At 70.8% G+C, this 26389-nt stretch carries 20 protein-coding genes; 9 read left to right on the top strand and 11 right to left on the bottom strand.

From position 1 onward, the window contains the following. Window positions 1-25 precede the first annotated feature (25 nt). From ACFU8V_RS11220 to ACFU8V_RS11235, 4 genes are all read left to right on the top strand, one after another. The gene (locus tag ACFU8V_RS11220; protein WP_025103557.1) at window positions 26-607 is read left to right on the top strand and encodes a DUF3000 domain-containing protein; all 582 of its coding nucleotides are present in this window, start codon (window positions 26-28) and stop codon (window positions 605-607) included. Next, window positions 600-1793, top strand: a complete 1194-nt coding sequence (locus ACFU8V_RS11225; protein WP_338566136.1) for an HRDC domain-containing protein — start codon at window positions 600-602, stop codon at window positions 1791-1793. The genes ACFU8V_RS11220 and ACFU8V_RS11225 overlap by 8 nt, the downstream gene beginning before the upstream one ends. A 73-nt stretch (window positions 1794-1866) precedes the next feature. Next, window positions 1867-3072: a thiolase family protein gene (locus tag ACFU8V_RS11230; RefSeq protein WP_378871116.1), complete on the top strand. Its 1206-nt coding sequence runs from the start codon at window positions 1867-1869 to the stop codon at window positions 3070-3072. Beyond that, window positions 3069-5210, top strand: coding sequence for a 3-hydroxyacyl-CoA dehydrogenase NAD-binding domain-containing protein (locus tag ACFU8V_RS11235; RefSeq protein ID WP_378871119.1), 2142 nt, complete (start codon window positions 3069-3071; stop codon window positions 5208-5210). Before ACFU8V_RS11230 ends, ACFU8V_RS11235 begins: the two co-directional genes overlap by 4 nt. Here ACFU8V_RS11235 and ACFU8V_RS11240 read toward each other — a convergent pair whose 3' ends face one another. The 3 genes from ACFU8V_RS11240 to ACFU8V_RS11250 are packed head-to-tail and all read right to left on the bottom strand — an operon-like array spanning window position 5211 to window position 9412. Continuing rightward, entirely contained in the window at window positions 5211-6875 is a 1665-nt protein-coding gene (locus tag ACFU8V_RS11240; protein ID WP_249521846.1) for a GMC oxidoreductase, read from the bottom strand. Then, a complete protein-coding gene (locus tag ACFU8V_RS11245; RefSeq protein ID WP_249521845.1) occupies window positions 6865-7779 on the bottom strand; it encodes a YegS/Rv2252/BmrU family lipid kinase in 915 nt (304 codons plus the stop codon). The genes ACFU8V_RS11240 and ACFU8V_RS11245 overlap by 11 nt, the downstream gene beginning before the upstream one ends. Window position 7780: 1 nt before the next feature. Continuing rightward, entirely contained in the window at window positions 7781-9412 is a 1632-nt protein-coding gene (locus ACFU8V_RS11250) for an FAD-binding oxidoreductase (protein ID WP_238695584.1), read from the bottom strand. Window positions 9413-9432: 20 nt separating this feature from the next. On the opposite strand from ACFU8V_RS11250, the gene ACFU8V_RS11255 reads away from it, so the two are divergent. Beyond that, window positions 9433-10041 carry a TetR/AcrR family transcriptional regulator gene (locus tag ACFU8V_RS11255; RefSeq protein WP_378871124.1) on the top strand — a complete coding sequence of 203 codons (609 nt, stop codon included), beginning with the start codon at window positions 9433-9435 and terminating at the stop codon, window positions 10039-10041. Beyond that, complete coding sequence (locus ACFU8V_RS11260; RefSeq protein WP_378871127.1) at window positions 10038-11480, top strand: FAD-dependent oxidoreductase; 1443 nt, start codon at window positions 10038-10040, stop codon at window positions 11478-11480. The genes ACFU8V_RS11255 and ACFU8V_RS11260 overlap by 4 nt, the downstream gene beginning before the upstream one ends. 28 nt (window positions 11481-11508) lie before the next feature. Here ACFU8V_RS11260 and dxs read toward each other — a convergent pair whose 3' ends face one another. From dxs to dut, 5 genes are all read right to left on the bottom strand, one after another. Then, window positions 11509-13449 (bottom strand): 1-deoxy-D-xylulose-5-phosphate synthase, encoded by a 1941-nt coding sequence (dxs, locus tag ACFU8V_RS11265; protein WP_060921816.1) that lies wholly within the window; start codon window positions 13447-13449, stop codon window positions 11509-11511. 155 nt (window positions 13450-13604) lie between these two features. After that, window positions 13605-16484, bottom strand: coding sequence for an aconitate hydratase (locus ACFU8V_RS11270; protein ID WP_197426452.1), 2880 nt, complete (start codon window positions 16482-16484; stop codon window positions 13605-13607). Window positions 16485-16592: 108 nt separating this feature from the next. Continuing rightward, on the bottom strand, window positions 16593-17327 hold the full coding sequence (locus ACFU8V_RS11275; RefSeq protein ID WP_378871131.1) for a DUF3159 domain-containing protein: 735 nt from the start codon (window positions 17325-17327) through the stop codon (window positions 16593-16595). Further along, the gene (locus ACFU8V_RS11280) at window positions 17324-17911 is read right to left on the bottom strand and encodes a DUF3710 domain-containing protein (protein WP_025103569.1); all 588 of its coding nucleotides are present in this window, start codon (window positions 17909-17911) and stop codon (window positions 17324-17326) included. The genes ACFU8V_RS11275 and ACFU8V_RS11280 overlap by 4 nt, the downstream gene beginning before the upstream one ends. Beyond that, window positions 17908-18378 (bottom strand): dUTP diphosphatase, encoded by a 471-nt coding sequence (gene dut / locus ACFU8V_RS11285; RefSeq protein WP_126893121.1) that lies wholly within the window; start codon window positions 18376-18378, stop codon window positions 17908-17910. Before dut ends, ACFU8V_RS11280 begins: the two co-directional genes overlap by 4 nt. Before the next feature lie 12 nt (window positions 18379-18390). Between dut and ACFU8V_RS11290 the strand changes: the two genes are divergently transcribed. After that, entirely contained in the window at window positions 18391-18855 is a 465-nt protein-coding gene (locus ACFU8V_RS11290; protein ID WP_085607625.1) for a DUF3093 domain-containing protein, read from the top strand. Window positions 18856-18929: 74 nt separating this feature from the next. Here the strand turns inward: ACFU8V_RS11290 and ACFU8V_RS11295 are convergent, their stop codons facing one another. Then, complete coding sequence (locus tag ACFU8V_RS11295; protein ID WP_025103572.1) at window positions 18930-19223, bottom strand: DUF4193 domain-containing protein; 294 nt, start codon at window positions 19221-19223, stop codon at window positions 18930-18932. Window positions 19224-19422: 199 nt separating this feature from the next. On the opposite strand from ACFU8V_RS11295, the gene sepH reads away from it, so the two are divergent. Then, window positions 19423-20472 carry a septation protein SepH gene (sepH, locus tag ACFU8V_RS11300; RefSeq protein ID WP_378871136.1) on the top strand — a complete coding sequence of 350 codons (1050 nt, stop codon included), beginning with the start codon at window positions 19423-19425 and terminating at the stop codon, window positions 20470-20472. A 15-nt stretch (window positions 20473-20487) separates the two neighbouring features. On the opposite strand, the gene ACFU8V_RS11305 is transcribed toward sepH, so the two are convergent. Further along, the gene (locus ACFU8V_RS11305; protein WP_378871139.1) at window positions 20488-21609 is read right to left on the bottom strand and encodes an alkaline phosphatase family protein; all 1122 of its coding nucleotides are present in this window, start codon (window positions 21607-21609) and stop codon (window positions 20488-20490) included. Between the two features lie 44 nt (window positions 21610-21653). Here ACFU8V_RS11305 and ACFU8V_RS11310 point away from each other — a divergent pair, with 44 nt between their 5' ends. Next, a complete protein-coding gene (locus tag ACFU8V_RS11310) occupies window positions 21654-24095 on the top strand; it encodes a DNA topoisomerase (ATP-hydrolyzing) subunit A (RefSeq protein ID WP_378871142.1) in 2442 nt (813 codons plus the stop codon). A gap of 60 nt (window positions 24096-24155) precedes the next feature. On the opposite strand, the gene ACFU8V_RS11315 is transcribed toward ACFU8V_RS11310, so the two are convergent. After that, window positions 24156-26267 (bottom strand): DNA topoisomerase IV subunit B, encoded by a 2112-nt coding sequence (locus ACFU8V_RS11315; RefSeq protein WP_025103576.1) that lies wholly within the window; start codon window positions 26265-26267, stop codon window positions 24156-24158. Window positions 26268-26389 lie beyond the last annotated feature (122 nt).

The raw sequence follows: 26389 nt of genomic DNA on the forward strand, positions 1-26389 counted from the left end.
CGCCTTCCGACTCTAGCCTGTTGCCGTGACCGCACACCCCGAGGCCGGGACGCCCTTCGACGCCGCCGTCGCCGAACTGCGCGCGACCGCGTTCCGCGACGACATCGCGGTCCGTGAGATCCCCACGCCCCAGAATCTGGCCCCCTTCGCGATCGCCCTGTCCGCCGACGTCCGCCCGGGCGAGGACGGCGACTCCGTGTACGGGACCGGACGGTTCATCCTGCTGCACGATCCGGACGAGCCGGATGCCTGGGGCGGCGCCTGGCGCATCGTGATCTTCGCCCAGGCGCCACTCGAGACCGAGATCGGCACCGACCCCCTGCTCGCCGACGTCACCTGGTCGTGGCTCGTGGACGCGCTGGATTCCCGGGACGCGATCTACCACTCCCCGTCCGGCACGTCGACGAAGACGCTGTCGAAGGGATTCGGGGGCCTCGCCGACGAGGGCGACGGCGCACAGATAGAATTGCGGGCGTCCTGGACTCCGGAGGGCCCGTTCCGACCGCACGTCGAAGCATGGGCCGAGCTGGTCGGAATGCTGGCGGGGCTTCCGCCGGGTTCCGAGGGCATCGCCGTGATCGGCGCGCGAAAGGCTGTACGTGACTGAATACTCCGTGATCTCCGAAACCGAGGAGTTCCGTGCCGCCTGCGCTGCGCTCGCCGCAGGCACCGGGCCGGTCGCCGTCGATGTCGAGCGGGCGTCCGGCTTCCGCTACTCGCAGCGGGCCTATCTGGTTCAGGTGTTCCGGCGCGAGGCCGGGGTGTTCCTGTTCGACCCGCCCGCGATCGGCGACTTCGCGCCTCTGCAGGAGGCCATCGGCGACGTCGAGTGGGTGCTCCACGCGGCCAGCCAGGACCTCCCGTCGCTGCGCGAGCTGCACCTGGAGCCGAAGGAGATCTTCGACACCGAGCTGGCGTCCCGCCTGCTCGGTCACGACCGGGTGGGTCTGGCCGCCGTCGTCGAGGACACGCTCAGCATCACCCTGAAGAAGGAGCACTCGGCGGCCGACTGGTCCACCCGTCCGCTGCCCGACTCCTGGCTGGACTATGCCGCGCTCGACGTGCTGCACCTCGTCGACGTCCGCGACGCCCTCGTCGCCGAGCTCGAAGAACAGGGCAAGACCGCGTTCGCCGCGCAGGAGTTCGCCGCCACCCTGGCGCGCGCCCCGAAGGCCCCGCGCGAAGACCCCTGGCGGCGGCTGAGCGGGCTCCACCAGGTGCGCGGCGCCCGCAACCTCGCCGTCGCCCGCGCCCTGTGGGAGGCGCGCGAGATGTACGCGCAGCAGCAGGACATCTCGCCCGGGCGCCTCGTTCCCGACCGCTCCCTCGTCGCTGCGGTCCTCGCCAACCCCGCCTCCAAGCAGGCTCTCGCGGGAGTCAAGGAGTTCCAGGGTCGCGCGAGCCGCACCCAGCTCGACCGGTGGTGGCAGGCGATCGTCGACGGCCGTGCCGCCGAGACGCTGCCGCGCGAGCGTGTGCCCAGCGACGCACTCCCGCCGCCCCGCGCCTGGGGCGACCGCAACCCGGAGGCGGACGCCCGCCTGAAGGCCGCCCGTCCCGCCGTCGAGGCCGTCGCGGAGGAGCTGGGCATGCCCACCGAGAACCTCCTCACGCCCGAGTACCTGCGCCGGGTCGCGTGGGACGGCCCTGGGACGACGGCGGAGGAGATCGGCGCCGCGCTCTCCGCGCTCGGAGCCCGCCCCTGGCAGGTTGAACAGACTGCACAGAAGATCGCCGACGCCTTTGTAGAGGCGGCGCAATCGCCGGACACCACGTCCGCGACCGCTTCGTAGGTTCGATCCAACCGATTCCTCCCGGTTTCCGGCCGTTCATAGACTGAGGCCACCGCACTAACTTGGAGGCAGAGTGGCCGAGATCTCGGACGTCTTCTTCGTCGATGGAGTGCGCACCCCCTTCGGGCGCGCCGGCGAAAAGGGCATGTACTGGAACACCCGCGCGGATGACCTCGCCGTGAAGGCGACCATCGGCCTGATGGAGCGCAACGCGGCCGTACCGGCGGACCGCATCGACGATGTCGCCATCGCCGCGACGAGCCAGACCGGCGACCAGGGGCTCACCCTCGGGCGGTCGGTGGCGATCCTCGCCGGACTCCCCCAGACCGTCCCCGGACTCGCGGTGGAGCGCATGTGCGCCGGCGCGATGACGAGCGTGACGACCATGGGCGCCTCGATCGGCGTGGGCATGTACGACCTCGCCCTGGCGGGCGGTGTCGAGCACATGGGGCACCACCCGATCGGCGCGAACGCCGACCCCAACCCGCGTTTCGTGGCGGAGAAGATGGTCGACCCCGGAGCCCTCAACATGGGCGTCACCGCGGAGCGCATCTTCGACCGCTTCCCGCACCTCACCAAGGAGCGCTCCGACCGCTACGGCATGCGCAGCCAGCAGAAGGTGCAGGCCGCCTATGACGCCGGCAAGATCCAGCCGGATCTCGTGCCGGTCGCGATCAAGGGCGCCGACGGGGCCTGGGGCCTGGCCACCGAGGACGAGGGCCGCCGTCCGCAGACCACGATGGAGGACCTCGCCGGCCTCAAGACGCCGTTCCGTCCGCACGGCCGCGTCACCGCCGGAACGTCTTCGCCGCTCACCGACGGCGCGACGATGTCGCTGCTCGCCGGCGGAAGCGCCGTCAAGGAGCACGGCCTCGCGCCGAAGATGCGGATGGTCTCGTTCGCCTTCGCCGGCGTGCAGCCGGAGATCATGGGCATCGGCCCGATCCCGTCGACCGAGAAGGCGCTCAAGAAGGCCGGCCTCGACATCTCCGACATCGGTCTGTTCGAGCTCAACGAGGCGTTCGCCATCCAGGTCATCTCCCTCCTCGATCACTTCGGCATCGATGACGACGACCCCCGGGTGAATCCGTGGGGCGGCGCGATCGCGGTCGGCCACCCGCTGGCCGCTTCCGGCGTCCGGCTCATGATCCAGCTCGCGGCGCAGTTCGCGGAGCGCCCCGACGTGCGCTACGGCCTGACGGCGATGTGCGTCGGTCTCGGCCAGGGTGGCTCGGTCATCTGGGAGAACCCGCACTACGACGGAAAGAAGAAGAAGTGAGCTACGACGACGTCGACTTCTCGCCCATCCAGGCGCTCACCGAGGGAGAGGTCGTCACGCACTCCCCCGTGCGCGACATCCGCCTCGCATCGGGCAAGGTCCTCGCCCTGATCACGCTGGACAACGGTCGTGACCACACCCGTCCGAACACCCTGGGTCCGGCCACCCTCACCGAGCTCGGCGCGACGCTGGACGGCCTCAAGGCCCGCGCGGCGGCCGGCGAGATCCAGGCGGTCGGCATCACCGGCAAGCAGTACATCATGGCCGCCGGCGCCGACCTCTCGGACATCAGCAAGGTCGGTTCGCGTGACAACGCGCGGCTGATCGCCCAGCTCGGCCACAAGGTGCTCGGGAAGCTGAGCGAGCTCGGCGTGCCGTCGTTCGCGTTCGTGAACGGCCTGGCGCTCGGCGGCGGGCTGGAGATCGCCCTGAACTCCACGTACCGCACGGTCGACGCCTCGGCCGCGGCCGTGGCACTGCCCGAGGTCTTCCTCGGCATCATCCCCGGGTGGGGCGGCGCCTACCTCCTGCCGAACCTCATCGGCATCGAGAACGCCCTCGAGGTGGTCATCTCCAACCCGCTCAAGCAGAACCGCATGCTGAAGCCGCAGCAGGCCTTCGACCTGGGCATCTTCGACGCCATCTTCCCCGCGGCGAACTACCTCGAGAACTCGCTCGCCTGGGCGGACGCGGTCCTCGGCGGCACGAAGGTCGTGCGCAAGAACGAGCCGGGCAAGATCGAGCGCCTCACCAAGTGGCCGATCGCCATCAAGATGGCGCGGGGCATGCTGGAGTCCAAGATCGGCACCGTGCCGAAGTCGCCGTACGCGGCTCTCGAGCTGCTCGACAAGGCGAAGAGCGGCACCAAGGCGGAGGGCTTCGCCCGCGAAGACGAGGCCCTGGCGGAACTGGTGACCGGCGATCAGTTCGCCGCGTCGATGTACGCCTTCGACCTCGTGCAGAAGCGCGCGAAGCGCCCGGTCGGCGCCCCTGACAAGGAGCTCGCGAAGAAGGTCACCAAGGTCGGCATCATCGGTGCGGGTCTCATGGCCAGCCAGTTCGCGCTGCTGTTCGTGCGCAAGCTCCAGGTGCCCGTGCTGATCACCGACCTCGACCAGGCGCGCGTCGACAAGGGCGTCGCCTACATCCACGAGGAGATCGGCAAGCTGGAGGCCAAGGGCCGCGTGGACGCGGACACCGCGAACAAGCTGCGCGGTCTCGTCACGGGCACGACCGACAAGACCCTCTACGCGGACTGCGACTTCGTCATCGAGGCGGTCTTCGAAGAGGTCGGCGTCAAGCAGCAGGTCTTCGGCGAGATCGAGAAGATCCTCGCGGAGGACGCGGTGCTCGCCACGAACACCTCGTCGCTGTCGGTCGAGGAGATCGGCGCGAAGCTGGCCCACCCGGAGCGGCTCGTCGGCTTCCACTTCTTCAACCCGGTCGCGGTCATGCCGCTGATCGAGATCGTGAAGACGCCGGCGACGGCGGACACCGCGCTGTCGACCGCGTTCGTCGTCGCCAGGAACCTCGGCAAGAACGCGGTGCTCACCGCCGACGCCCCGGGCTTCGTGGTGAACCGTCTGCTCGCAAAGGTCATGGGCGAGGCGGCGCGCGCCGTCTACGAGGGCACCCCGATCGCCGACGTCGAGAAGGCGTTCGCGCCGCTCGGCCTGCCGATGGGCCCCTTCCAGCTCATCGACCTCGTCGGCTGGAAGGTCGCCGCGCACGTGCAGGACACGATGGTGCGCGCGTTCCCGGACCGCTTCTACGCGAACGAGAACTTCCACGCCCTGGCCGAGCTCGACCAGGTCGTCGAGAAGGACAAGGGCGGCCGTGTGGTCGGCTGGACGAAGCAGGCCGAGAAGGTCCTGGCGCCCGCCGTCGGCAAGAGCCCGGCGTCGGCGGCCACGATCCTGCAGCGCGTGCAGGACGGTCTCGCGACCGAGATCAAGCTGATGCTCGACGAGGGCGTGGTGCCGGAGGTCGAGGACATCGACCTGTGCCTCATCCTCGGCGCCGGCTGGCCGTTCATCGATGGTGGGGCGTCGCCGTACCTCGACCGCGAGGGGGCCTCCGAGCGCGCATTCGGCGGCTCGTTCCACACCCCGCAGATCCGCGGCATCCAGAACCGCTGATCAGCTCTCCGCAGGGGGTCGCGCCGTGGGCGTGGCCCCCTGTGTCGTCCGCGGCGTCGGACGGGTATCCGGCTCGCCGTTGCGCGGCCAGTGCGACAGCGCGTGCTCCGCGAGGGCGGTGATGGTCAGGGACGGGTTCACCCCCGGATTCGCGGGCACAGCGGCGCCGTCGACGACGTGCAGCCCGGGGTGCCCCCAGACGCGCTGATACTCGTCCACGACACCCTCCTCCGGTGCACCGGAGATCACCGCTCCCCCGAGGAAGTGCGCGGTGAGCGGGATCCCGAAGACCTCGGGCCAGGAGCCGCGCGCCGCCGTGGGCACCCCGCCCTCACGCTGCAGACGCGCGGCGATGGCTCGGGCGGCGCGATGCGCCTCGGGCAGGTGGCTGGGGTTCGGCGCGCCATGCCCCTGGGCACTCGTGAGCCGCGTCCGCCCGAGGCGACGCCGCAGGGACAGGGTGAGCGAGTTGTCGGCGGTCTGCATGACGAGCGCGATGATCCCCCGTTCGCTCCAGCGCCGGAGGGAGGCGAGGCGGAGGGCCTGCACGGGTCGGCGCAGCACCTGCCCCGCGAGTGCGGCGAGGCGGCCCGGCAGGGCGCGGTCGCCGGGGACCAGCACGGTGGCGAGAGCGCCCATGAGGTTGGATCCCGGACCGTAGCGGACGTTCTCGACATGGGTGCGGTCGTCCACGTGGAAAGAGGTGGTGATCGCCACGCCCCGCGCCAGCTCCACCCGCTCCGGCACCCGGACGGCGACGGCGCCGTCCAAGGCCTCCGAGTTCGTCCGGGTGAGCCGGCCCACCGCGTCGGAGATCCGCGGAAGCGCGCCCGACGCCTTCATCCGATGGAGGAGCTGCTGGGTGCCCCAGGTCCCCGCCGCCAGCACGACCTCTCGCGCGATGACGGTCTGCTCACGCCGCCGGAACCAGGCACCACTGCGTCGTGTCGTGACCGAGAAGCCGCCGTCCGGCAGCTCGCGCACCTCGGTGACGGTGCGCAGCGGCTCGATGACCGCCCCGCGGCGCTCGGCCAGGGCGAGGTAGTTCTTCACGAGGGTGTTCTTCGCGCCGACGCGGCAGCCGACCATGCAGTTCCCACAGAGCGTGCAGCCTGTGCGCTCGGGGCCCTCCCCGCCGAAGAACGGATCAGCGACCCGCTTCCCCGGTTCCCCGAACCACACGCCCACGGGTGCGCGGCGGAACGTCGCGCCCACCCCGAGGTCCTCGGCGGCTCCGGCCATGATCCGCTCGACCGGTCCGTCGTGCGGATAGCGGTCCACCACGCCGAGCATGCGCCGGGCTGTGGCATAGTGCGGGGCGAGCGCGGTGCGCCAGTCCCGGATCGATGCCCACTGCGGGTCGGCGAAGAACGCCGCGCCCGGTTCGTACAGCGTGTTGGCGTAGTTGAGCGACCCCCCGCCCACGCCCGCACCGGCGAGGATCATGACGTGCGGAAGCCGATGGATGCGCTGCACCCCGAAGCACCCGAGCGCCGGGGCCCAGAGGTAGCGACGCACGTCCCAGCTGGTCTTCGCGAAGTCCTCGTCGGCGAATCGCCGCCCGGCCTCGAACACGCGGACGCGGTAGCCCTTCTCCGTGAGCCGGAGGGCCGCGACGGAGCCGCCGAAGCCCGAACCGACGATGACGACGTCCTCATCGAACATGCGCGTCCCTCCGCTCCGCCCGGGTCATGACGATCAGTGCCCCCGCGCGGATCGAGATCGTGCAGGTCTCCTCACCGACACGCTCACCGTCCGCGTAGGCCACGAGCCCCGGGGCGGCGACGGTGACCGTGCGGGCCCGGACGTGCCGCACCTCCCGGCGCGCCAGGTGCGTCCCGCGCAGGAGGAGCGGGAACAGTCGCACCAGGCGGAGGCGGCCGAGCGGACCCACGGCGACGATGTCGAGGACGCCGTCGTCGGGGGCGGCGCCGATGCACACCGGCATCCCCCCGCCGTAGCTCGCGGTGTTCCCGACCGCGACGAGCGTGCCGGGTGCCGCCGTCTCCGGGCCGTCATCGACGCGGATCGTGAAGTCGAACGGACGCAGCCGGACGAGCTCGACCAGCAGCGCGAGGTAGTACCGCAACGCGCCGGAGGGCCAGCGGAGGCGGTTGGTGCGATCGCTCACCCGGGCGTCGAACCCCAGCGCCGCCACGGTGAGGAACAGCGAGGTGCCCGTCGCGGTCCGCACCTCGCCGATGTCGATGGCACGGGGCACGCCGGTCAGCGCGAGCTCCACGGCCTCCGACACGTCCGCGCGCGGCAGCCCGAGGGCGCGCGCCAGGTCGTTCCCGGTCCCGGCGGGAACCACCGTCACCGGGACACCCGCCGCACACACGACCTCGAGGATGCCCGAGAGGGTGCCGTCGCCGCCCACGACGACGAGTCCGTCCGGTCCCGCGTCCAGGGCCACTGCGGCCAGCCGCCTCGTGTCGGCAGCCGAACGCCCGGCGTACACGCGCACGTCCGCCCCGCGCCGTCGGAGGTGAGCGAGCGCGTCGTCCGCGACCCGCTGCCCGCGGCCCTTGCCGGACAGCGGGTTCGACAGCACCGCGATGTGCCCCATCTCAGACGGTCGTCCCGGTCGGGACATCGGCGAGGACGGCGCCCGGGTTCATGATGCCGCGGGGATCGAGCTCCCGCTTCACGGCGGTGAGGATCCGCATGCCGGTGTCCCCGATCTCCTCCGCGAGCCACGGGGCGTGATCGCGACCCACGGCGTGATGGTGGCTGATGGTCCCGCCGTTCGCGAGGATCGCGTCGTTCACTTTCCCCTTCACGAGCGCCCACGCGCCGAGGGGGTCCCGTCGCAGCCCGGCGAGGACCGTGAAGTAGAGGGAGGCGCCCGTCGGATACACGTGGGAGACATGACACATGATGTATGAGCGGGCATCCGCGGCGTCGAAGCCGTCCCGCAGGGCCGCCTCGACCGCTTCCTTCAGAGTGCGCAGGTTCGACCAGGTCGTCGCGGTCTCCAGCGTCTCGCAGAACACCCCGGCGTCGAGCAGAGCGTCGCGCAGGTACGGACCGTCGAATCGTCCCGCCGCCCACTCCTCCGCGTCGCCGGTGCCGGCACTGCGGCCGCCTGCCGCAGCGAGGATCGCGGCGGTCCGGTCCCGGCGGCCGGAGGCGTCCTCGCCCTCGAACACCGTCACGACGCCGGCTCCCTTCGCGAGAGCCTTCCCGATCCGGCCGACCTGGGCGAGGCTCACCGCGGTCTCGGCTTCGTCGGAGAGGCGGATGACCGTGGGACCCGCACCGTGCTGCACCACCCGCCGGAGCGCATCGGCGCCGCGGTCGAAGTCCGGGAAGGTCCACGACTCGAAGATCCGGTCCGTCGGCACCGGATGCACCCGGACCCGGACCTCGGTGATCACGCCGAAGATCCCCTCAGAGCCCAGGAAGAGGCGGACGAGGTCGGGGCCGGCAGCCGATCCCGGTGCGCGGCCGAGGTCGAGGTCCCCCGTGGGCGTCGCGACCCGGATCCCCGTCACCATCGCATCGAAACGCCCGTTGCCCGCGGAGTTCTGTCCGGAGGATCGGGCAGCGGCGAAACCGCCGATCGTGGCGTACCGGAAGCTCTGCGGGAAGTGCCCGAGCTCGAACCCCTGGGCGCCGAGCAGCGCTTCGGCCTCCGGTCCCGTCGTGCCCGCCGCGAGAGTCGCCTGACCACTGAGCGGGTCGAGGTGGAGCAGCCCGGAGAGTCGACGCAGGTCCAGGCTGACGACGGCACGATGCCGGCCGGTCTCCGGATCCAGCGCACCGACCACGCTCGTTCCTCCGCCGAACGGGATGACGGCGATCCCGCGCTCCCCCGCCAGAGCGAGGCAGGCGCGCACGGCGTCGTGGTCCGCAGGGAACGCCACGGCGTCGGGCGCATCCTGCTCGGGATGCCGTCGTCGCAGAAGGTCGGGGGTGGAGCGTCCTCCGGCGTGCCGGAGGCGCACCGACGTCGTGACGTCCACCGCATCGGGGCCGACCACCGCCGCCAGCGCGTCGCGATCATCCGCGGTCAGTCGCGAGGGCCGCACCCGCACGTCATCCAGCGCCGGCGCACGGGGCGGACGGGGAACACGACCCAGCAGCAGGGGCAGCAGGCCGCGCACCGCGAGCGGAAGGTCTTTCGCCCGGTCCGGATCGCCCCAGCCGTTCCAGCGCATCTCGGGCCTGTCGGCCCCTCTGCCGTTCGCCTGCTCCATGGGTTACAGTGTGACACATCATGGAAGAACGTCAACCGCCCGCCGTGCGCGCCGAGATCCTCGCGCCGACCTGGGACGCCACGCAACGCCGGGTGCTCGACGCCGCCGACGAGCTGCTCGTCCGCGCCGGCGTCCACGGGGTGACGATCGCCGCCCTCGCGCGTCGTTCCGGTCTCAGCCGGCCCACCATCTACCGGACGTGGCGGGATGCCGACGACGTCGTCCGATCCGCGCTCCTCCGGCGGGTCGCCGACCTCCTCAGCCGGTTCCCCGCGACGACCGGTTCCCGGGACGCGCTCGTCGCGGACGTGCTGCGATTCACCTCCCTGTTCCGGGCCGACCCTGTGTACGGCCACCTCCTCGACGAGGAACCCGAGGCGTTCACGCGCTACACCCTGCACCGGGTGGGGTCCAGCCAGCGACTCATCCTCCAGTGGCTCGCCGACGCGATCGCGGCGGCGCAGGCCCAGGGCTCGGTACGCGCGGGTGATCCCGGCGAGATCGCCGTCATGCTGCTCCTGATCGCCCAGTCCGCCGTGCTGTCGCACGGCACGGTGGCCGACCTCATCGACGAGAAGGCCTGGGAACGCGAGCTCCGCGCCGCGCTGGACGGCCACCTCCGGCCATGACCTCCGCCCCGACCGCCCTCCACGCGGCCCGCCGCCGAAACGATCTCGCCGCCGCGGCGGACGGCACCTGCGACGTCCTCGTGGTCGGCGGCGGGATCACCGGGGCGGGCGTGGCCCTGGACGCCGCGTCGCGCGGTCTCCGGGTGACCCTGATCGAGGCGGCGGACCTCGCCTTCGGGACGAGCCGGTTCAGCTCGAAGCTCGTCCACGGCGGCCTGCGGTACCTCGCGACGGGCGACGTGGCGACGGCGCGCGAGAGTGCGCGGGAGCGGCATCTCCTGATGTCGGTGATCGCGCCCCACCTCATTCGTCCGCTCGGACAGCTGCTCCCGTTCGCCCCCGGCGTGAGCGGCCGCCAGCGGGGGGCCGGGGCGGCGGGGATGGCCATGGGCGACCTCCTCCGGCTGCAGGCGCGCACGAGCGCGAAGACCCTCCCCGGGCCGCATCCCGTCGGGGCCGCGAGGGCACTGCGCCTGTTCCCCGCCCTGAACCCCCGCGGACTGCGCGGCGGCATGGTCACGTACGACGGCCAACTGTCCGATGACGCCGCCCTCGTCGTCGCGGTCGCACGTACGGCGGCCGGCCTCGGCGCGCGGATCCTCACCAGGGTCCGCGCCGAGCGGCTGCACGCGGACGGCGCTGCAGCGACGGACACGCTCACCGGGGAACGCATCGATATCCGGGCGCGGACGGTCATCAACGCCACCGGGGTGTGGGCGGGGACCCTCGACGACGGCCTCACCCTGCGCCCGAGCCGCGGCACCCACATCGTCCTGGACGCCGCGGATCTCGGCGATCCGGCCGCGGCGCTGACCATCCCGCTGGAAGGTTCCATCAGCCGCTACGTGTTCGCCCTGCCACAGCGAGGCGGGCGTGTCATCGTCGGTCTCACCGATGTCGACGCGCCGGGTCCCATCCCCTCCGTCGCCGAGCCCACCGAGGCCGAGATCGGCTTCCTCCTGGAGACACTGAACCGCCTGCTCGCGGAGCCGGTGGCGCGGGACCGCGTCCGCGGAGCCTTCGCCGGCCTCCGCCCGCTCGTCGACACCGGAGCGGCCGAGACCGCGGACGTCTCCCGTCGGCATCTCGTGCGCGCCTCCGCCTCGGGGGTGATCTCCGTGCTCGGCGGCAAGCTGACGACCTACCGGCGGATGGCCGAGGACGCCGTGGACCTGGCGGTGCGGCAGTACGGCCTCCGCGCCGGCCCCAGTGGAACCGCGACCCTGCGCCTGATCGACGATCCCGCACCGGGCGATGTCGTCGAGGGCGGCGCACTCTCCCGCGCCGCCGTCGAGCACGCTGTGCGTTCGCAAGGCGCGATGACCGCAGCCGATGTGCTCGACCGCCGCACGCGGATCGGGCTCGTCTCCGACGACCGCGCCCGAGCCCTTCCGGCGGTGGAGCGGATCGTCGCCGAGACACTCGCCGACCTGCCCTGACGAGCAGCGGACGCCGGGGGACCCTCCGTCAGTGACGCTCGTGGAGCGGGAGCTCGATCGCGCCGGTCTCACCGGCGTGGCGGGCCTTCGGGATACGGGTGCCCAGCACCTGCGCCACGACGTCCTGGGCGATCTTCGAGGCGGTGAGACCGGCGTCGGCGAGGATCTGATCGCGCGACGCGTGGTCGATGAACTCGTCGGGAAGGCCCAGCTCGTCCACCGCCGTGTCGATCCCCGCCTCGCGGAGCACCTGCCGCACGCGGGTGCCGATGCCACCCACGCGGATGCCATCCTCGAGCGTGATCACCAGGCGATGCCGCGCCGCCAGCTCGACCACCGAGGGCTGCACCGGGATCGCCCACCGCGGGTCGATCACGGTGGCGCCGATGCCCTGGGCGCGCAGCCGCTCCGCCACGTCGACGGCCAGGGAGGCGAAGGGGCCGATGGCGACGATGAGGACGTCTTCGCCCTCGCCGCGCGCCAGCACGTCCACGCCGTCCGAGAGGCGCTCGAGCGCCGGCAGATCGGCCGAGACATCGCCCTTCGGGAAGCGGATGACGGTCGGAGCGTCCTCGACGGCGACCGCTTCGTCCAGCGCCTCGGTCAGACGCGCACCGTCACGGGGCGCCGCGATGCGGATGTGCGGGACGATCTGCAGCATGGCCAGATCCCACATGCCGTGGTGGCTCGGGCCGTCGGGACCCGTGACGCCGGCCCGATCGAGCACGAAGGTCACGCCCGCGCGGTGCAGCGCGACGTCCATGAGCACCTGGTCGAACGCCCGTCCCATGAACGTGGCGTACACGGCGACGACCGGGTGCAGGCCGCCGTACGCGAGTCCGGCGGCCGAGGCCACCGCGTGCTGCTCGGCGATGCCGACGTCGTAGACACGGTCGGGGAAGCGCTCCGCGAAGGGGGCGAGGCCGGTGGGCCGGAGCATCGCCGCGGTGATGGCGATCACGTCCGAGCGGCGCTCGCCGACCTTCACGAGGGCGTCGGAGAAGACGTCGGTCCACCCGCGGCCGCCCGAGGACAGCGTCTCCCCCGTCGTCGGGTCGATCTTGCCGACCGCGTGGAACTGGTCGGCCTCATCGTCGCGGGCCGGCTGATACCCGCGGCCCTTCTCGGTGATCGCGTGCACGATGACGGGTGCGCCGTAGGACTTCGCCAGCTCCAGGGTCTCCAGCAGCGCCGGAAGATCGTGGCCGTCGACGGGACCGAGGTACTTGATGTCGAGGTTGGAGTACAGGGCCTCGTTGTTGGTGAACCGCGAGAGGAATCCGTGGGTGCCGCCGCGCACTCCGCGGAACACCGCTCGACCCACCGGCCCGAACGCGCGGAAGAGGCGATCGGACTTGTGGTGGAGGTCCTTGTACGCCGCCGCAGTGCGGACCCGGTTCAGGAAGCGGGACATGCCGCCGATGGTCGGCGCGTAGGAGCGGCCGTTGTCGTTGACGACGATCACGAGGTTGCGGTCGTTGTCGTCGGAGATGTTGTTCAGCGCCTCCCACGTCATGCCGCCGGTCAGCGCGCCGTCGCCGACGACCGCGACGACGTGTCGGTCCGCGCGGCCGGTCGCGGTGAGTGCTCGGGATACGCCGTCGGCCCAGCTCAGCGAGCTGGAGGCGTGAGAGGACTCGACGACGTCGTGCGGGCTCTCCGCACGCTGCGGGTAGCCCGCGAGCCCCTCCCGGACGCGCAGCTTCGAGAAGTCCTGGCGGCCGGTGAGTATCTTGTGGACATAGGACTGGTGGCCGGTGTCGAAGATGAAGGGGTCGTCCGGCGAGGAGAACACACGGTGCAGGGCGATCGTGAGCTCCACGACACCGAGGTTGGGACCGAGGTGCCCACCCGTCTGCGAGACGTTCTCGACGAGGAAAGCCCGGATCTCCGCAGCGAGTTCTTCCAGTTGCTCCGGCGAGAGCCGATCAAGATCGCGCGGTCCAGAGATGCTCGGAAGAATGGGCATCTGCGCCTCCTCACAGGCCTCGGCAGAGCGTCCGAACGGGTGCGGACGTCTTCCCGATCCTACCGCTCGGAGCCGGGAATCCCCCGAGGGCGGGAGACCCTTGACACGCCGAAGGGGCCCGTGTCCGTGGACACGAGCCCCTTCGTCGTCGCGGCTCAGACGAGCGAGCGCAGCACGTACTGCAGGATGCCGCCGTTGCGGTAGTAGTCCGCCTCACCGGGGGTGTCGATGCGGACGACCGCGTCGAACTCGACGGTCTGCTTGCCCTCGGGCGAGTGCTCGCTCGGGGTGGCGGTGACCTTGACCGTCTTCGGGGTGACGCCGTTGTTGAGCTCCTCGAGTCCCGTGATCGAGACGATCTCGGTGCCGTCGAGACCCAGCGACTCCCAGCTCTCGCCGGCGGGGAACTGCAGCGGGACGACGCCCATGCCGATGAGGTTGGAGCGGTGGATGCGCTCGAAGCTCTCCGTGATCACGGCCTTGACGCCCAGGAGGCTCGTGCCCTTGGCCGCCCAGTCGCGGGACGAGCCGGAGCCGTACTCCTTGCCGCCGAAGACGACGAGCGGGGTGCCCTGCTCGGCGTAGTTCATGCACGCGTCGTAGATGTACGACTGCGGGCCGCCCGGCTGCGTGAAGTCGCGGGTGTAGCCGCCCTCGACGACCTGTCCGTCGTTCACGGCCGAGACCATGAGGTTCTTCAGGCGGATGTTCGCGAAGGTACCGCGGATCATGACCTCGTGGTTCCCGCGGCGCGAGCCGAAGGAGTTGAAGTCCTTGCGGTCGACGCCGTGCTCCGTGAGGTACTGGGCCGCGGGGGTACCCGGCTTGATGTTGCCGGCCGGCGAGATGTGGTCGGTGGTGACCGAGTCGCCGAGCGTCGCCATGACGCGCGCACCTTCGATGTCCTTCACCGGGGTGAGCTCCATCGTCATGCCGTCGAAGTACGGGGCCTTGCGCACGTACGTCGAGTTCTCGTCCCACTGGAACGTGTCGTCGTCCGGCGTGGGCAGGTTGCGCCAGCGCTCGTCACCGTCGAACACGGTGGCGTACTGCTTGATGAACTGGTCGCGCGAGATCGACGAGTCGACGATCTCCTGGACCTCGTCCGGCGAGGGCCAGATGTCCTTGAGGAACACGTCGTTGCCGTCCGCGTCCTTGCCGAGCGCGTCGGTCTCGAAGTCGAAGTGCATCGAGCCCGCGAGGGCGTACGCGATGACCAGCGGCGGGCTCGCCAGGTAGTTCATCTTCACGTCCGGGCTGATGCGGCCCTCGAAATTGCGGTTGCCCGAGAGGACGGCCGTGACCGCGAGGTCGTGCGAGTTGATCGCCTCGGAGACCTCTTCGATGAGCGGCCCGGAGTTTCCGATGCAGATGGTGCAGCCGTAGCCGACCGTGTAGAAGCCGAGGCCCTCGAGGTCCTTGTCCAGACCCGACTTCTCGTAGTAGTCGGTGACGACCTTCGAGCCGGGGCCGAGCGTGGTCTTCACCCACGGCTTCTGCTTGAGGCCCTTCTCCCGCGCCTTGCGGGCGAGGAGGCCGGCGGCGATCATCACCGACGGGTTGGACGTGTTGGTGCACGACGTGATGGCCGCCAGGGTGACGGCGCCGTTGTCGAGGATGTACTTCTCGCCCTCGGGAGTCGTGACCGGGACCGGGTTCGACACGTTGGCCGGCGCACCGCTGCTGATGTGCACGGGACGCGTGGTCGGCTCCTCCTCGCCGGGGACCTGACCGGGGTCGGACGCCGGGAAGGAGTGCTTGGACTCGAGGTCGACGATGTCGTCGCTGGTCGACGCCGTGGCGTAGTTCAGGATGTCCTGCTCGAACTGCGTCTTCGCCTCGGAGAGGAGGATGCGGTCCTGCGGGCGCTTCGGGCCGGCGATGGACGGGACGACCGTGCCGAGGTCGAGCTCCATGTACTCGCTGAAGACCGGCTCGTGGGAGGCGTCGTGCCAGAGCTTCTGCTCCTTGGCGTAGGCCTCGACGAGCGCGACGGCCTCCTCGCTGCGGCCGGTGAGGCGCAGGTAGTCGAGGGTGACGTCGTCGATCGGGAAGATCGCGGCGGTCGAGCCGAACTCGGGCGACATGTTGCCGATCGTCGCGCGATTGGCCAGCGGCACCGAGGCGACGCCCTCGCCGTAGAACTCGACGAACTTGCCGACGACGCCGTGCTTGCGCAGCATGTCGGTGATGGTCAGCACCACGTCGGTCGCGGTCACGCCGGCGGGGATCTCACCCGAGAGCTTGAAGCCGACGACGCGCGGGATGAGCATCGACACGGGCTGGCCGAGCATCGCGGCCTCGGCCTCGATGCCGCCGACGCCCCAGCCGAGCACGCCCAGTCCGTTGACCATCGTCGTGTGCGAGTCGGTGCCGACACAGGTGTCGGGGTAGGCCTGGAGGACGCCGCCGTTGGTGCGGTCGTAGATGACCTTCGCCAGGTGCTCGATGTTCACCTGGTGGACGATGCCGGTGCCGGGGGGCACGACCTTGAAGTCCTGGAACGCGGTCTGGCCCCAGCGGAGGAACTGGTACCGCTCGCCGTTGCGCTCGTACTCGATCTCGACGTTGCGCTCGAGGGCGTTCTCGGTGCCGAAGAGGTCGGCGATGACGGAGTGGTCTATGACCATCTCGGCCGGCGAGAGCGGGTTGATCTTGTTCGGGTCGCCGCCGAGCGCCGTGACGGCCTCACGCATCGTGGCGAGGTCGACGATGCAGGGCACGCCGGTGAAGTCCTGCATGACCACGCGCGCCGGCGTGAACTGGATCTCCGTGTTGGGCTCCGCGTTGGCGTCCCACGACCCGAGCGCCTCGATCTGCGCCTTCGTGACGTTCGCGCCGTCCTCGGTGCGAAGCAGGTTCTCCAGGAGGACCTTGAGGCTGAAGGGGAGCTTGTCGAAACCGGGCACCGTGTCGATGCGGAAGATCTCGTAGTCGGTGCTGCCGACCGTCAGGGTGCTCTTGGCACCGAAGCTGTTCACCGTGGACACGAATCCGTCTCCTTCTATTCGGATGGGAGCGACAGGCGCCTCCATCTTGCTCGCCGGTGCGGCCGCGCGGCTAGCAAGGGGGACCTAACCAGTCTGCTCCGCGCTGGTCACCGGCGAAAGCCCGTGATTTATCTTGATGTCGAGATAAATCTATCACGCCGCCGCGGGGTCGTCGTGCGACGACGCGCGGGGATAGAGCGCACGGACGACCAGCCAGGTCACCGCGATCAGGGGCGCGAACAACGGCAGTCCCATCACGAGCTTGAGGGTCCCGAGAGCGGTGACGTCGCCGGCCAGGTACAGCGGGAACTGCACGATCAGTCGGGCGAAGAACAGCGCGGCCCAGGCGATGCCCAACCAGAAGAAGGCCCGCCGCTTGCGACGGTCCGCACGCCAGGCGGTTCCCTCCCCCATGAGGAAGCCGACCGCGAGACCGATGACGGACCAGCCGATGAGCGCCGAGACGAGGATCGCCGACCCGTAGACCGCGTTCGTGATGAGGCCGGGGACGAAGTTGTCCTCGCCGCGGCCCGTCCACAGGGCCAGACCGGCGGCGGCCACGGCCGCGATCAGTCCGCCGAGGGCGGCCGACGGCGGAGTCTTCTGCACCAGCCGGACGACGGTGAACACGGCGGCCAGACCGACGGACACTCCGAGGGGCAGCAGCAAGGGCTCAGGCCGAAGGGTGAACAGGATCACGAACGCGAGGCTCGGGAGCACCGACTCGAGGATCCCGCGCCAGCCGCCCATGGCCGACCAGACGACCTTGTGCGTGCTCGCGCTCTCGGACGGGTCGAGCCCGGCCTTGCGCGCGGCGCCGCCGAGTGCTGCTCCGAGGATCTCCGACGCGCTCTGCGTGCGCGGCTCCTCGGCGTCCGGCGTGGTCACGCGGAGCCCGGCGTCGCCGGCATCTTCAGCGGGATGAGGTCGCGCGGCGGCATGGGCGCTCCCCCGCGGACGACGACGATCGAGCGGAAGAGGTCCTCGACCTTCGCCGCCGCCTCCGGGTCGGACGCCGCCGCGCCGCCGATCACACCACGCAGGAACCAGCGGGGCCCGTCGATGCCGATGAAGCGCGCGAGGCGCAGGCCGGAGCCTTCACTGGCGGTCGCGGGCACCTCCGCGAGCAGCTCCTTGCCGAGCGGCCCCTCCCGCTCCTCGACGCGACCGCCCTGCGCCTTGACCTGGTCGCGCAGCTGGACGCGCGTCTCGTCCCACAGACCGCCGCTGCGCGGAGCCGCGAACGGCTGCACCTGGAGCGACGACTCGGCGTAGTCGAGCCCGACCGCCACGATGCGCTTGCTCTGCTCCTCCACCTCGAGCCGCAGGTTCAGCCCCTCGCGCGGCAGAATCTTGATCCCGCCGAGGTCGATGTACGGGCGGACGGGGTTCGCCTCGGAGTCGTCGAACGGGCCCTCGGTGGCGCGGTTCTCCGGCGCCGACTTGGAAGGAGTCTCGTTGCTGTCGGTCATTTCGCCTGTCCTGCTTCGTTCTCGGGGGTCTGTGCCTGGTAGCCGGTCGAGCCGAATCCGCCGGCGCCGCGAACGCTGTCCGGCAGCTCGTCGACCGGGAGGAACCGGGCACGGGCGACGGGCATCACGATGAGCTGTGCGATGCGATCGCCGACGGCGACATCGTACGCGCTGTGGATGTCCGTGTTGATCAGACTGACCTTGATCTCGCCCCGGTAGCCGGCGTCGACGGTGCCGGGAGAGTTCACGATCGAGATGCCGTGCTTCGCCGCGAGACCGCTGCGGGGCACCACGAAGGCCGCATAGCCGTCCGGCAGCGCGATGCGCACGCCCGTGGGGACGAGAGCGCGCTCCCCCGGCTCCAGCCGCACGGCCTCGGCGGCGACGAGATCGGCTCCGGCGTCACCCGGATGCGCATAGCCGGGGACCGCTGCGGCGATAATGGGGACATCAACGGAATCGGTCACCCCATGAGGCTAATGCAGAACCCCGCAACGGACGCACGTCCCCGCTACCACGAACGCCTGGCCCCCAGCCTGTGGCTGCTGGTCACGATCGCCCTGGCGGGACCGATGGTGTCCCTGATCTTCGTGCCGGTCGGCTCGACCTTCGCGCTGCTGCTCGGCGGAGCGGTGTCCGCGCTGCTCGTGGTGGCGGCCATCGCCCTGGCTCCGGTCGTCTCGGTGCAGGACGGCGTGCTCCGCGCCGGACCCGCCCACATCGACGCGCGCCACCTCGGCGAGCCGGTGGCGCTGACCGGCGACGAGGCACGGGCCGCACGAGGACCGGAGCTCCCGGCTCGCGGGTGGCACCTCATCCGCGGCGGCATCGACGGTGTCGTCGTGGTGCCGAACATCGACGAGGCAGACCCCGTCATCGCGTGGACGATCTCGACCAGGACGCCCGATCGGCTCGCCGCGGCCATCCGCGCGGCGCGGGGCTGACCGCCCCCGGAGAAACGACAGCGCGCCCCTGACCGGATGGTCGGGGGCGCGTGAGGCGTCGCGCAGAGGGCTGCTCAGGCAGCGCACTCCTTGCAGATGGGGCCATCGGGTCCCTCGTGGTCGAGCTGCGAGCGGTGCTTCACGAGGAAGCAGCTCATGCAGGTGAACTCGTCCTGCTGCGCGGGCAGCACGACGACATCCAGCTCGAGATCGGAGAGGTCCGCGCCCGGGAGATCGAAGTTCGACGGGTTGTCGGAGTCCTCGTCTCCGGTCGTGCCGGACAGCTTGTCCGGCACACGCTCCTTGAGGGCTTCGATCGACTCGGAGTCGTCTTCACTCTTTCGGGGAGCGTCGTAATCGGTTGCCATGCGGTGAATCTCCACTTTCATGGTGCGAGTGGGCGGGTGCGCCGTCGGGTAATCGGCGGCCATAGTTTGCATGACCGGCGGGCGTTTCGCAAATGCCCTCCCATGCGACAGGGCAAACTCACGGCACGCCCGCCGTATTCCCTCTCCCGACGCGTCTCCCGTGACACCATGAACGCACACCCATCAGAGGGGCATTCGCATGGAAAACGTCACTATCGTCGGCACAGAAGCAGGAGTGCTCGTCCTCGCGACCGAGGCGGGCGAGCGGTTCGCGCTGCCCATCGACGCCGTGCTGCAGCGGGAGATCCGCCGCGCGACCCGCCAGGCCGAGCCGGCGGCGCAGAAGCTCGCCGCGAGTCCGCGGGACATCCAGGCCCAGATCCGCGCCGGTCTCACCGCCGCAGAGGTCGCGGAGCTCCTCGGGATCAGCGTCGACGACGTCGCACGCTTCGAGGGTCCTGTCCTCGCCGAGCGGGAGCACATCATCGGCCAGGCGCTCGCCGTCCCCGTCCTCATCGGCAGCGAGGTCGAGCCCGACGCGCAGCCGACGTTCGGCGCCGCGGTGCGCGCCAAGCTGGCCGAGGTGGGCGCGTCGTCCGAGCGCTGGGCGAGTTGGAAGGAGGAGTCCGGCTGGATCATCAAGCTGGAGTTCTCCACCAACGACGTCGAGCACGACGCGCGTTGGAGCTTCGACCCTCGGCGGAGCGCCCTCTCGCCGCTGAACGCCGACGCCACGCAGCTCTCGCGACAGGGGTCCCTGCCGGAGGGCCTGATCCCGCGTCTGCGAGCCGTGGAGGCCGACCGCGCCGCCTCGCCCTACAAAGACGACAGCCGCTTCGACTCCGGCGCCTTCGGACCGCGCCTCGTCCCGGCTCCCGCGGCCGAGGCAGAGGAGCCGGCGCAGCCCGAGCGCTCGGCGCCGGCGGTCCAGGACGCCGCGATCAACCGCGCCCCCGACGCCGCCTCGACGAGCCCCGAGACCGCCGATCTCCTCGAGGCCCTGCGCCGTCGCCGCGGCCAGCGCGAGGCGGCGCCGATCGAGCACGAGATCGAGGACGTTCAGGACGACACCGATCCGATCGCCCTCTTCGCCGCATTGGAGGAGCCGGACGACGAGCCCGCGGCCCCGGAGCCCACGCCTCGTCAGCCGTCCTCGAACGACGCCGGCGACAGCGGCGGCCGTCGGCGGCGCCGCAACGCCATGCCGTCGTGGGACGAGATCGTCTTCGGAGCACGCACCGACGAATGACCGCGGTCGCTCGCGTCAGGAGGCGAAGGCGCCAAGCCGCAGGAACGGCACCCTGGTCTCCTCCGGGGTGAGTGCGCCGTGCTGCCCGATCATGCCGCGGTTGCGCTGGTCCTCGGCCGTGCCGTCGTAGAGAGCGCGCACACCCGTGGCGGCGATCAGCACGTCACCGATCCGGGACCGGGCGTCGTCGCTGACGACGGGGCCGAAGAGACCGGCCCGCAGCGCCTCCTCCCGGGTGGCGACCTCGGCCACCCCCTCCAGATCGCGGCGCAGACGCGTGGCCAGCACCGCGGTGTCGGAGTCCGGCTCCCGATACAGGTGCAGCATGCGAGGCTCGCCCCCGACGTGCCGGATGCCGACGAGATGCTCCTCCTCGAGCACGACCTGCCGATGGGACGGTACGTCGACCATGCCGTGATCCGAGGTCACCACCACGCCCACGCGCGGCGGGACGCGGACCGAGAGCGCGCCGTCGATCCGCTCCAGCGCGGTGACCCATTCCGCGGAGTCCACCCCGTGCTTGTGCCCCGCCTTGTCGACCTCGGGCAGGTAGCAGTAGACGAGGGAGCCCGGATTCTCCGCGGCCAGGGCGTAGGAGGCCTCGACCCGTTCCTCCGGCGTCGCCGCGGGGACGAATGTCGCGCCGCGGAGGGCCGCACGTGTGAAGCCGCTGTGCGCGTACGCCGCCAGCCCCACGGCGAAGACCGGCCGGCCCGTCGCCGCCATGCGCTCGAACACCGTGGGGGCGGCCTGCCAGGTGAGCGGGTCCAGACCGTCCGTCTCCCACCCGCTGAGCTGATTCACGAGGACATCCCGCTCCGGGTCTCGGACGCGATAGCCGACGAGACCGTGCTCCCCCGGCCAGACCCCGGTGGTGAGACTCGTGAGGGCGGCCGCCGTCGTCGTCGGGAAGACCGTCTGCGCGACGTCCTTCTTCGTCATCGTCGCGGTGAGCGAGCGGGCGTGACCGGCGTGCCCGCGGAGGCTGATCGCCCCGAGGCCGTCGATCACCACGAGCACGGCCGAATCGACGCGCGGCAGCGTGGCGGATTCGCCGCGGAGAGCGGCGCACAGGTCGTCCGCCACCCCGACGACGCTCCGGGCGCCCGGCGGCGCGGACGGTAGCATGAAGGACATCCGAGCCAGTCTGACACAGGCTCCCGTACGCCTTCAGGAAGTCCATGCCGAAAACCCCGTCGCCCGAGCCTGTCGAGGAACGCATCCAGGACATCGATCTCTCTCACGAGATGCAGGGCTCCTTCCTGGAGTACGCGTACTCCGTCATCTATTCGCGGGCACTCCCGGACGCCAGAGACGGCCTCAAGCCCGTGCAGCGCCGCATCCTGTTCCAGATGGCCGAGATGGGTCTGCGCCCGGACCGCGGCCATGTGAAGAGCGCCCGCGTCGTCGGCGAGGTCATGGGAAAGCTGCACCCCCATGGCGACTCGGCGATCTATGACGCGCTCGTCCGCCTCGCGCAGGAGTGGGCCCTCCGGGTGCCGCTCGTCGACGGTCACGGCAACTTCGGATCCCTGGACGACGGCCCCGCCGCCGCGCGGTACACCGAGGCGCGTCTCGCCGCCCCCGCGCTCTCGCTCACCGAGAACCTCGACGAGGACGTCGTCGACTTCATCCCGAACTACGACGGCCAGTTCCAGCAGCCGGCCGTGCTGCCCGCGGCGTTCCCCAACCTGCTCGTCAACGGTGCCAGCGGCATCGCGGTGGGCATGGCGACCAACATGGCGCCGCACAACCTCATCGAGGTCGTCGCCGCGGCGACCCACCTGCTCGAGAACCCGGACGCCACCACCGAGGATCTCATGGAGTACGTCCCCGGCCCCGACTTCCCGTCGGGCGGGATCCTCATGGGGCTCGACGGCGTCAAGGACGCCTACACGACCGGGCGCGGTGCCCTCAAGGTCCGCGGGCGGACGTCGATCGAGCCGCTGGGCCCCCGGCGCACGGGCATCATCGTGTCGGAGCTGCCCTACATGGTCGGTCCGGAGCGTCTCATCGAGAAGATCCGCGACGCGGTGCAGGCGAAGAAGCTGCAGGGCATCAGCGACGTCACCGATCTCACCGACCGCAACCACGGCCTCCGCGTCGCCATCGGGATCAAGACCGGTTTCGATCCGAACGCCGTGCTGGAGCAGCTCTTCCGGCTCACCCCGCTGGAGGACTCCTTCAGCATCAACAACGTCGCCCTCGTCGACGGCCAGCCCCGCACCCTCGGGCTCAAGGAGATGCTCAGCGTCTACGTCGGCCACCGCATCGAGGTCATCACCCGCCGCAGCCGGTACCGTCTCGCCCGCCGGGAGGAGCGCCTGCACCTGGTGGAGGGTCTGCTCATCGCGATCCTCGACATCGACGAGGTCATCCAGGTCATCCGGTCGTCGGACGACACCGAGCAGGCCCGCACCCGGCTCCGGTCCGTGTTCGACCTCAGCGAGCCGCAGGCCGAGTACATCCTCGAGCTGCGGCTGCGACGTCTGACCAAGTTCTCGCGCATCGAGCTCGAGGCGGAACGCGACGCCCTCCTCGCGGAGATCGCGTCGCTGCGCGAGCTGCTCGCCAGCCCGGCCCTGCTGCGCGCGGCCGTCGCCCGGGAGCTGGACGCCGTGGCCGAGGCGTACGGGACGCCGCGGCGCACCCTGCTGATGAACGCGGCCCCGCCGAAGCCCCGTGCGACGAAGGGCGCCGTCGACCTGCAGATCGCCGACGCGCCGACCACCGTCGTCCTCTCGACGACGGGCCGCGCCGTGCGCGTGGACCTCGGCGAAGGACAGGAGTTGACGGCTCCGGCCCGGCGGAGCAAGCACGATGCCATCCTCGCGACGGTCGAGACGACGGTCCGCGGCGAGGTCGGGGCGCTCACCAGCACGGGACGCGTCGTCCGCTTCTCCCCCGTGGACCTGCCCTCGGTGCCGGGCACCTCGGTGCAGCTCGCCGCGGGGACTCCGCTGCGCGACTACCTGGGGATCACGACCAAGAGTGAGCGCATCCTCGGGTTCGTCCGTTTCGACAGCGAGACCCCCGTCGCGCTCGGCACCGCCCAGGGCATCGTGAAGCGCATCGTGCCGTCGACCCTGCCCGTGCGGCCCGACCTGGAGGTCATCGGCCTCAAGACCGGAGACTCCGTGGTCGGGGTGGCCGACGCGGCGGATGACGCCGACCTCGTGTTCCTGACGACGGATGCGCAGCTGCTGCGGTTCTCGGCCTCGACGGTCCGCCCCCAGGGCGCGCCGGCCGGCGGCATGGCGGGCATCAAGCTCGGCTCGGGCGCCTCCGTCCTCTTCTTCGGCGCCGTCCGCCCGGACACCGATGCCGTCGTCGCCACGGTGTCGGGCGCGGAGAGCATCCTGCCCGGCACTGATCCCGGCCGCGCGAAGGTCTCGGCCTTCACGGAGTACCCGTCGAAGGGCCGCGCGACCGGCGGCGTCCGCGCCCACGCCTTCCTGAAGGGCGAGGACCGCCTCACCGTCGCCTGGGTCGGCCCGAACCCGGCTCTGGCCGTCGACCCCACCGGCGCGGTGCGCAAGCTGCCGGACGTGGGGGCACGACGCGACGCCTCCGGTCAGCCGATCGACGGCGTCATCGGCAGCATCGGCCGCACGCTCGTCTGATCCGTTCCACGAAGAAGGGGCCCCGGCCGCGCCGGGTCCCCTTCTTCGTGACGTCTGCTCTCAGGCGTCGATGGACTCGCGGGAGAGCTGGTCGGCGGAATCGATGATGAACTCCCGCCGCGGGGCGACCTCGTTGCCCATGAGCAGTTCGAAGACGCGGCCCGCCGCCTCGGCGTCCTCCATCCGGACGCGGCGGAGCAGCCGACCGGAGCGGTCCATCGTCGTGTTCGCCAGCTGCTCGGCGTCCATCTCGCCGAGACCCTTGTAGCGCTGGATCGGCTCGTGCCAGCGCTTGCCGGCCTTGCGGAGCTTCGCGAGCAGCGCGTGCAGCTCCTGCTCGCTGTAGGTGTAGATCGTCTCGTTCGGCTTGGATCCCGGGTTGATGACGATGATCCGATGCAGCGGCGGCACGGCGGCGAACACCCGTCCGTGCTCGATGAGGGGCCGCATGTAGCGGAAGAACAACGTGAGCAGGAGGGTGCGGATGTGCGCGCCGTCGACGTCGGCGTCGCTCATGAGGATGATCTTCCCGTAGCGCGCGGCGTCGATGTCGAAGGTCCTCCCGGAGCCGGCCCCGATCACCTGGATGATCGACGCGCACTCGGCGTTGGACAGCATGTCGCCGACCGACGCCTTCTGCACGTTGAGGATCTTCCCGCGGATCGGCAGCAGCGCCTGGAACTCGCTGTTGCGCGCGTTCTTCGCCGTGCCGAGGGCCGAGTCTCCCTCGACGATGAAGAGCTCGCTGCGCTCCACGTCGTTCGTCCGGCAGTCGACGAGCTTGGTCGGCAGGGTGGACGACTCGAGCGCGTTCTTCCGGCGCTGCGTCTCCTTGTGGGCGCGTGCCGACACGCGGGCCTTCATCTCGGAGACGATCTTGTCGAGTAGCTGCGTGGCCTGGCTCTTGTCGTCGCGCTTGGTGGAGGTGAAACGCTGCTGGAGGTCCTTCCGCATCACCTGGGCCACGATCTGGCGCACGGCGGGCGTGCCGAGCACCTCCTTCGTCTGACCCTCGAACTGCGGCTCCGGCACGTTGACCGTGAGGACCGCAGTGAGGCCTGCGAGGACGTCGTCCTTCTCGAGCTTGTCGTTGCCGACCTTGAGCCGGCGGGCGTTCTGCTCGACCTGGCTGCGGAGCACCTTCAACAGCTCCTGCTCGAAGCCCTGCTGATGCGTGCCGCCCTTCGGCGTGGAGATGATGTTCACGAAGGAGCGGATGCGGGTGTCGTAGCCGGTGCCCCAGCGCAGGGCGATGTCGACGGCGCAGACGCGCTCGACCTCGGTCGCCACCATGTGCCCGTCCGGCTGCAGGACCGGGACGGTCTCGGTGAACGTCCCCTCCCCCTGGATGCGCCAGGTGTCGGTCACCGGCGGGTCGACCGCGAGGTAGTCCACGAACTCGGAGATGCCGCCCTCGTAGAGGTACGACGTCTCCACGGGGCCGGTCGGCGCACCGTCCTCCCCCACCCCGGCGCTCGCGGCGCGCTCGTCGCGCACCACGATCTCGAGCCCGGGGACCAGGAAGGCCGTCTGACGCGCCCGCGTCTCGAGCTCGGCGAGCTGGAACGCGGCGTCCTTGGTGAAGATCTGGCGGTCGGCCCAGTACCGCACCCGGGTGCCGGTGACGCCGCGCGGCGCCTTGCCGACGACGCGCAGCTCGCTGTTCTCCTCGAACGGGGTGAACGGCGCATCGGGCCGCTTCTCCCCCGAGTCCTGGAAGATGCCGGGCTCACCGCGGTGGAAGGACATCGCGTAGGTCTTGCCGCCGCGGTCGACCTCGACGTCGAGGCGCTCGGAGAGGGCGTTCACGACCGAGGCCCCGACGCCGTGCAGACCGCCCGATGCCGCATAGGAGCCACCGCCGAACTTCCCTCCGGCGTGCAGCTTCGTGTAGACGACCTCGACGCCGGTCAGACCGGTTCGCGGCTCGACGTCGACGGGGATGCCGCGACCGCGGTCATGCACCTCGACGCTGCCGTCGTCGTGGAGGATGACGTCGATGCGCGAGCCGTTGCCGGCCACCGCCTCGTCGACGGAGTTGTCGATGATCTCCCAGAGGCAGTGCATGAGCCCGGGCGAACCGTTCGAGCCGATGTACATGCCGGGGCGCTTGCGGACCGCCTCGAGTCCTTCGAGCACCTGGAGATGATGGGCGGAGTACTCGGCATTCACAATCTCCGAGTCTATTCGCGGGAGGGAGCCGCCCCTCGCAGACACTCCCCGGGTCGCCGCGTTCGCGGGTGCGCGCGTACGCGCTGAGCGAAACACGCCGTCGACCGGGCATGCCCCCAGGT

It is taken from the genome of Microbacterium sp. NPDC057658 (genome assembly GCF_042799975.1).
Lineage (GTDB): Bacteria > Actinomycetota > Actinomycetes > Actinomycetales > Microbacteriaceae > Microbacterium.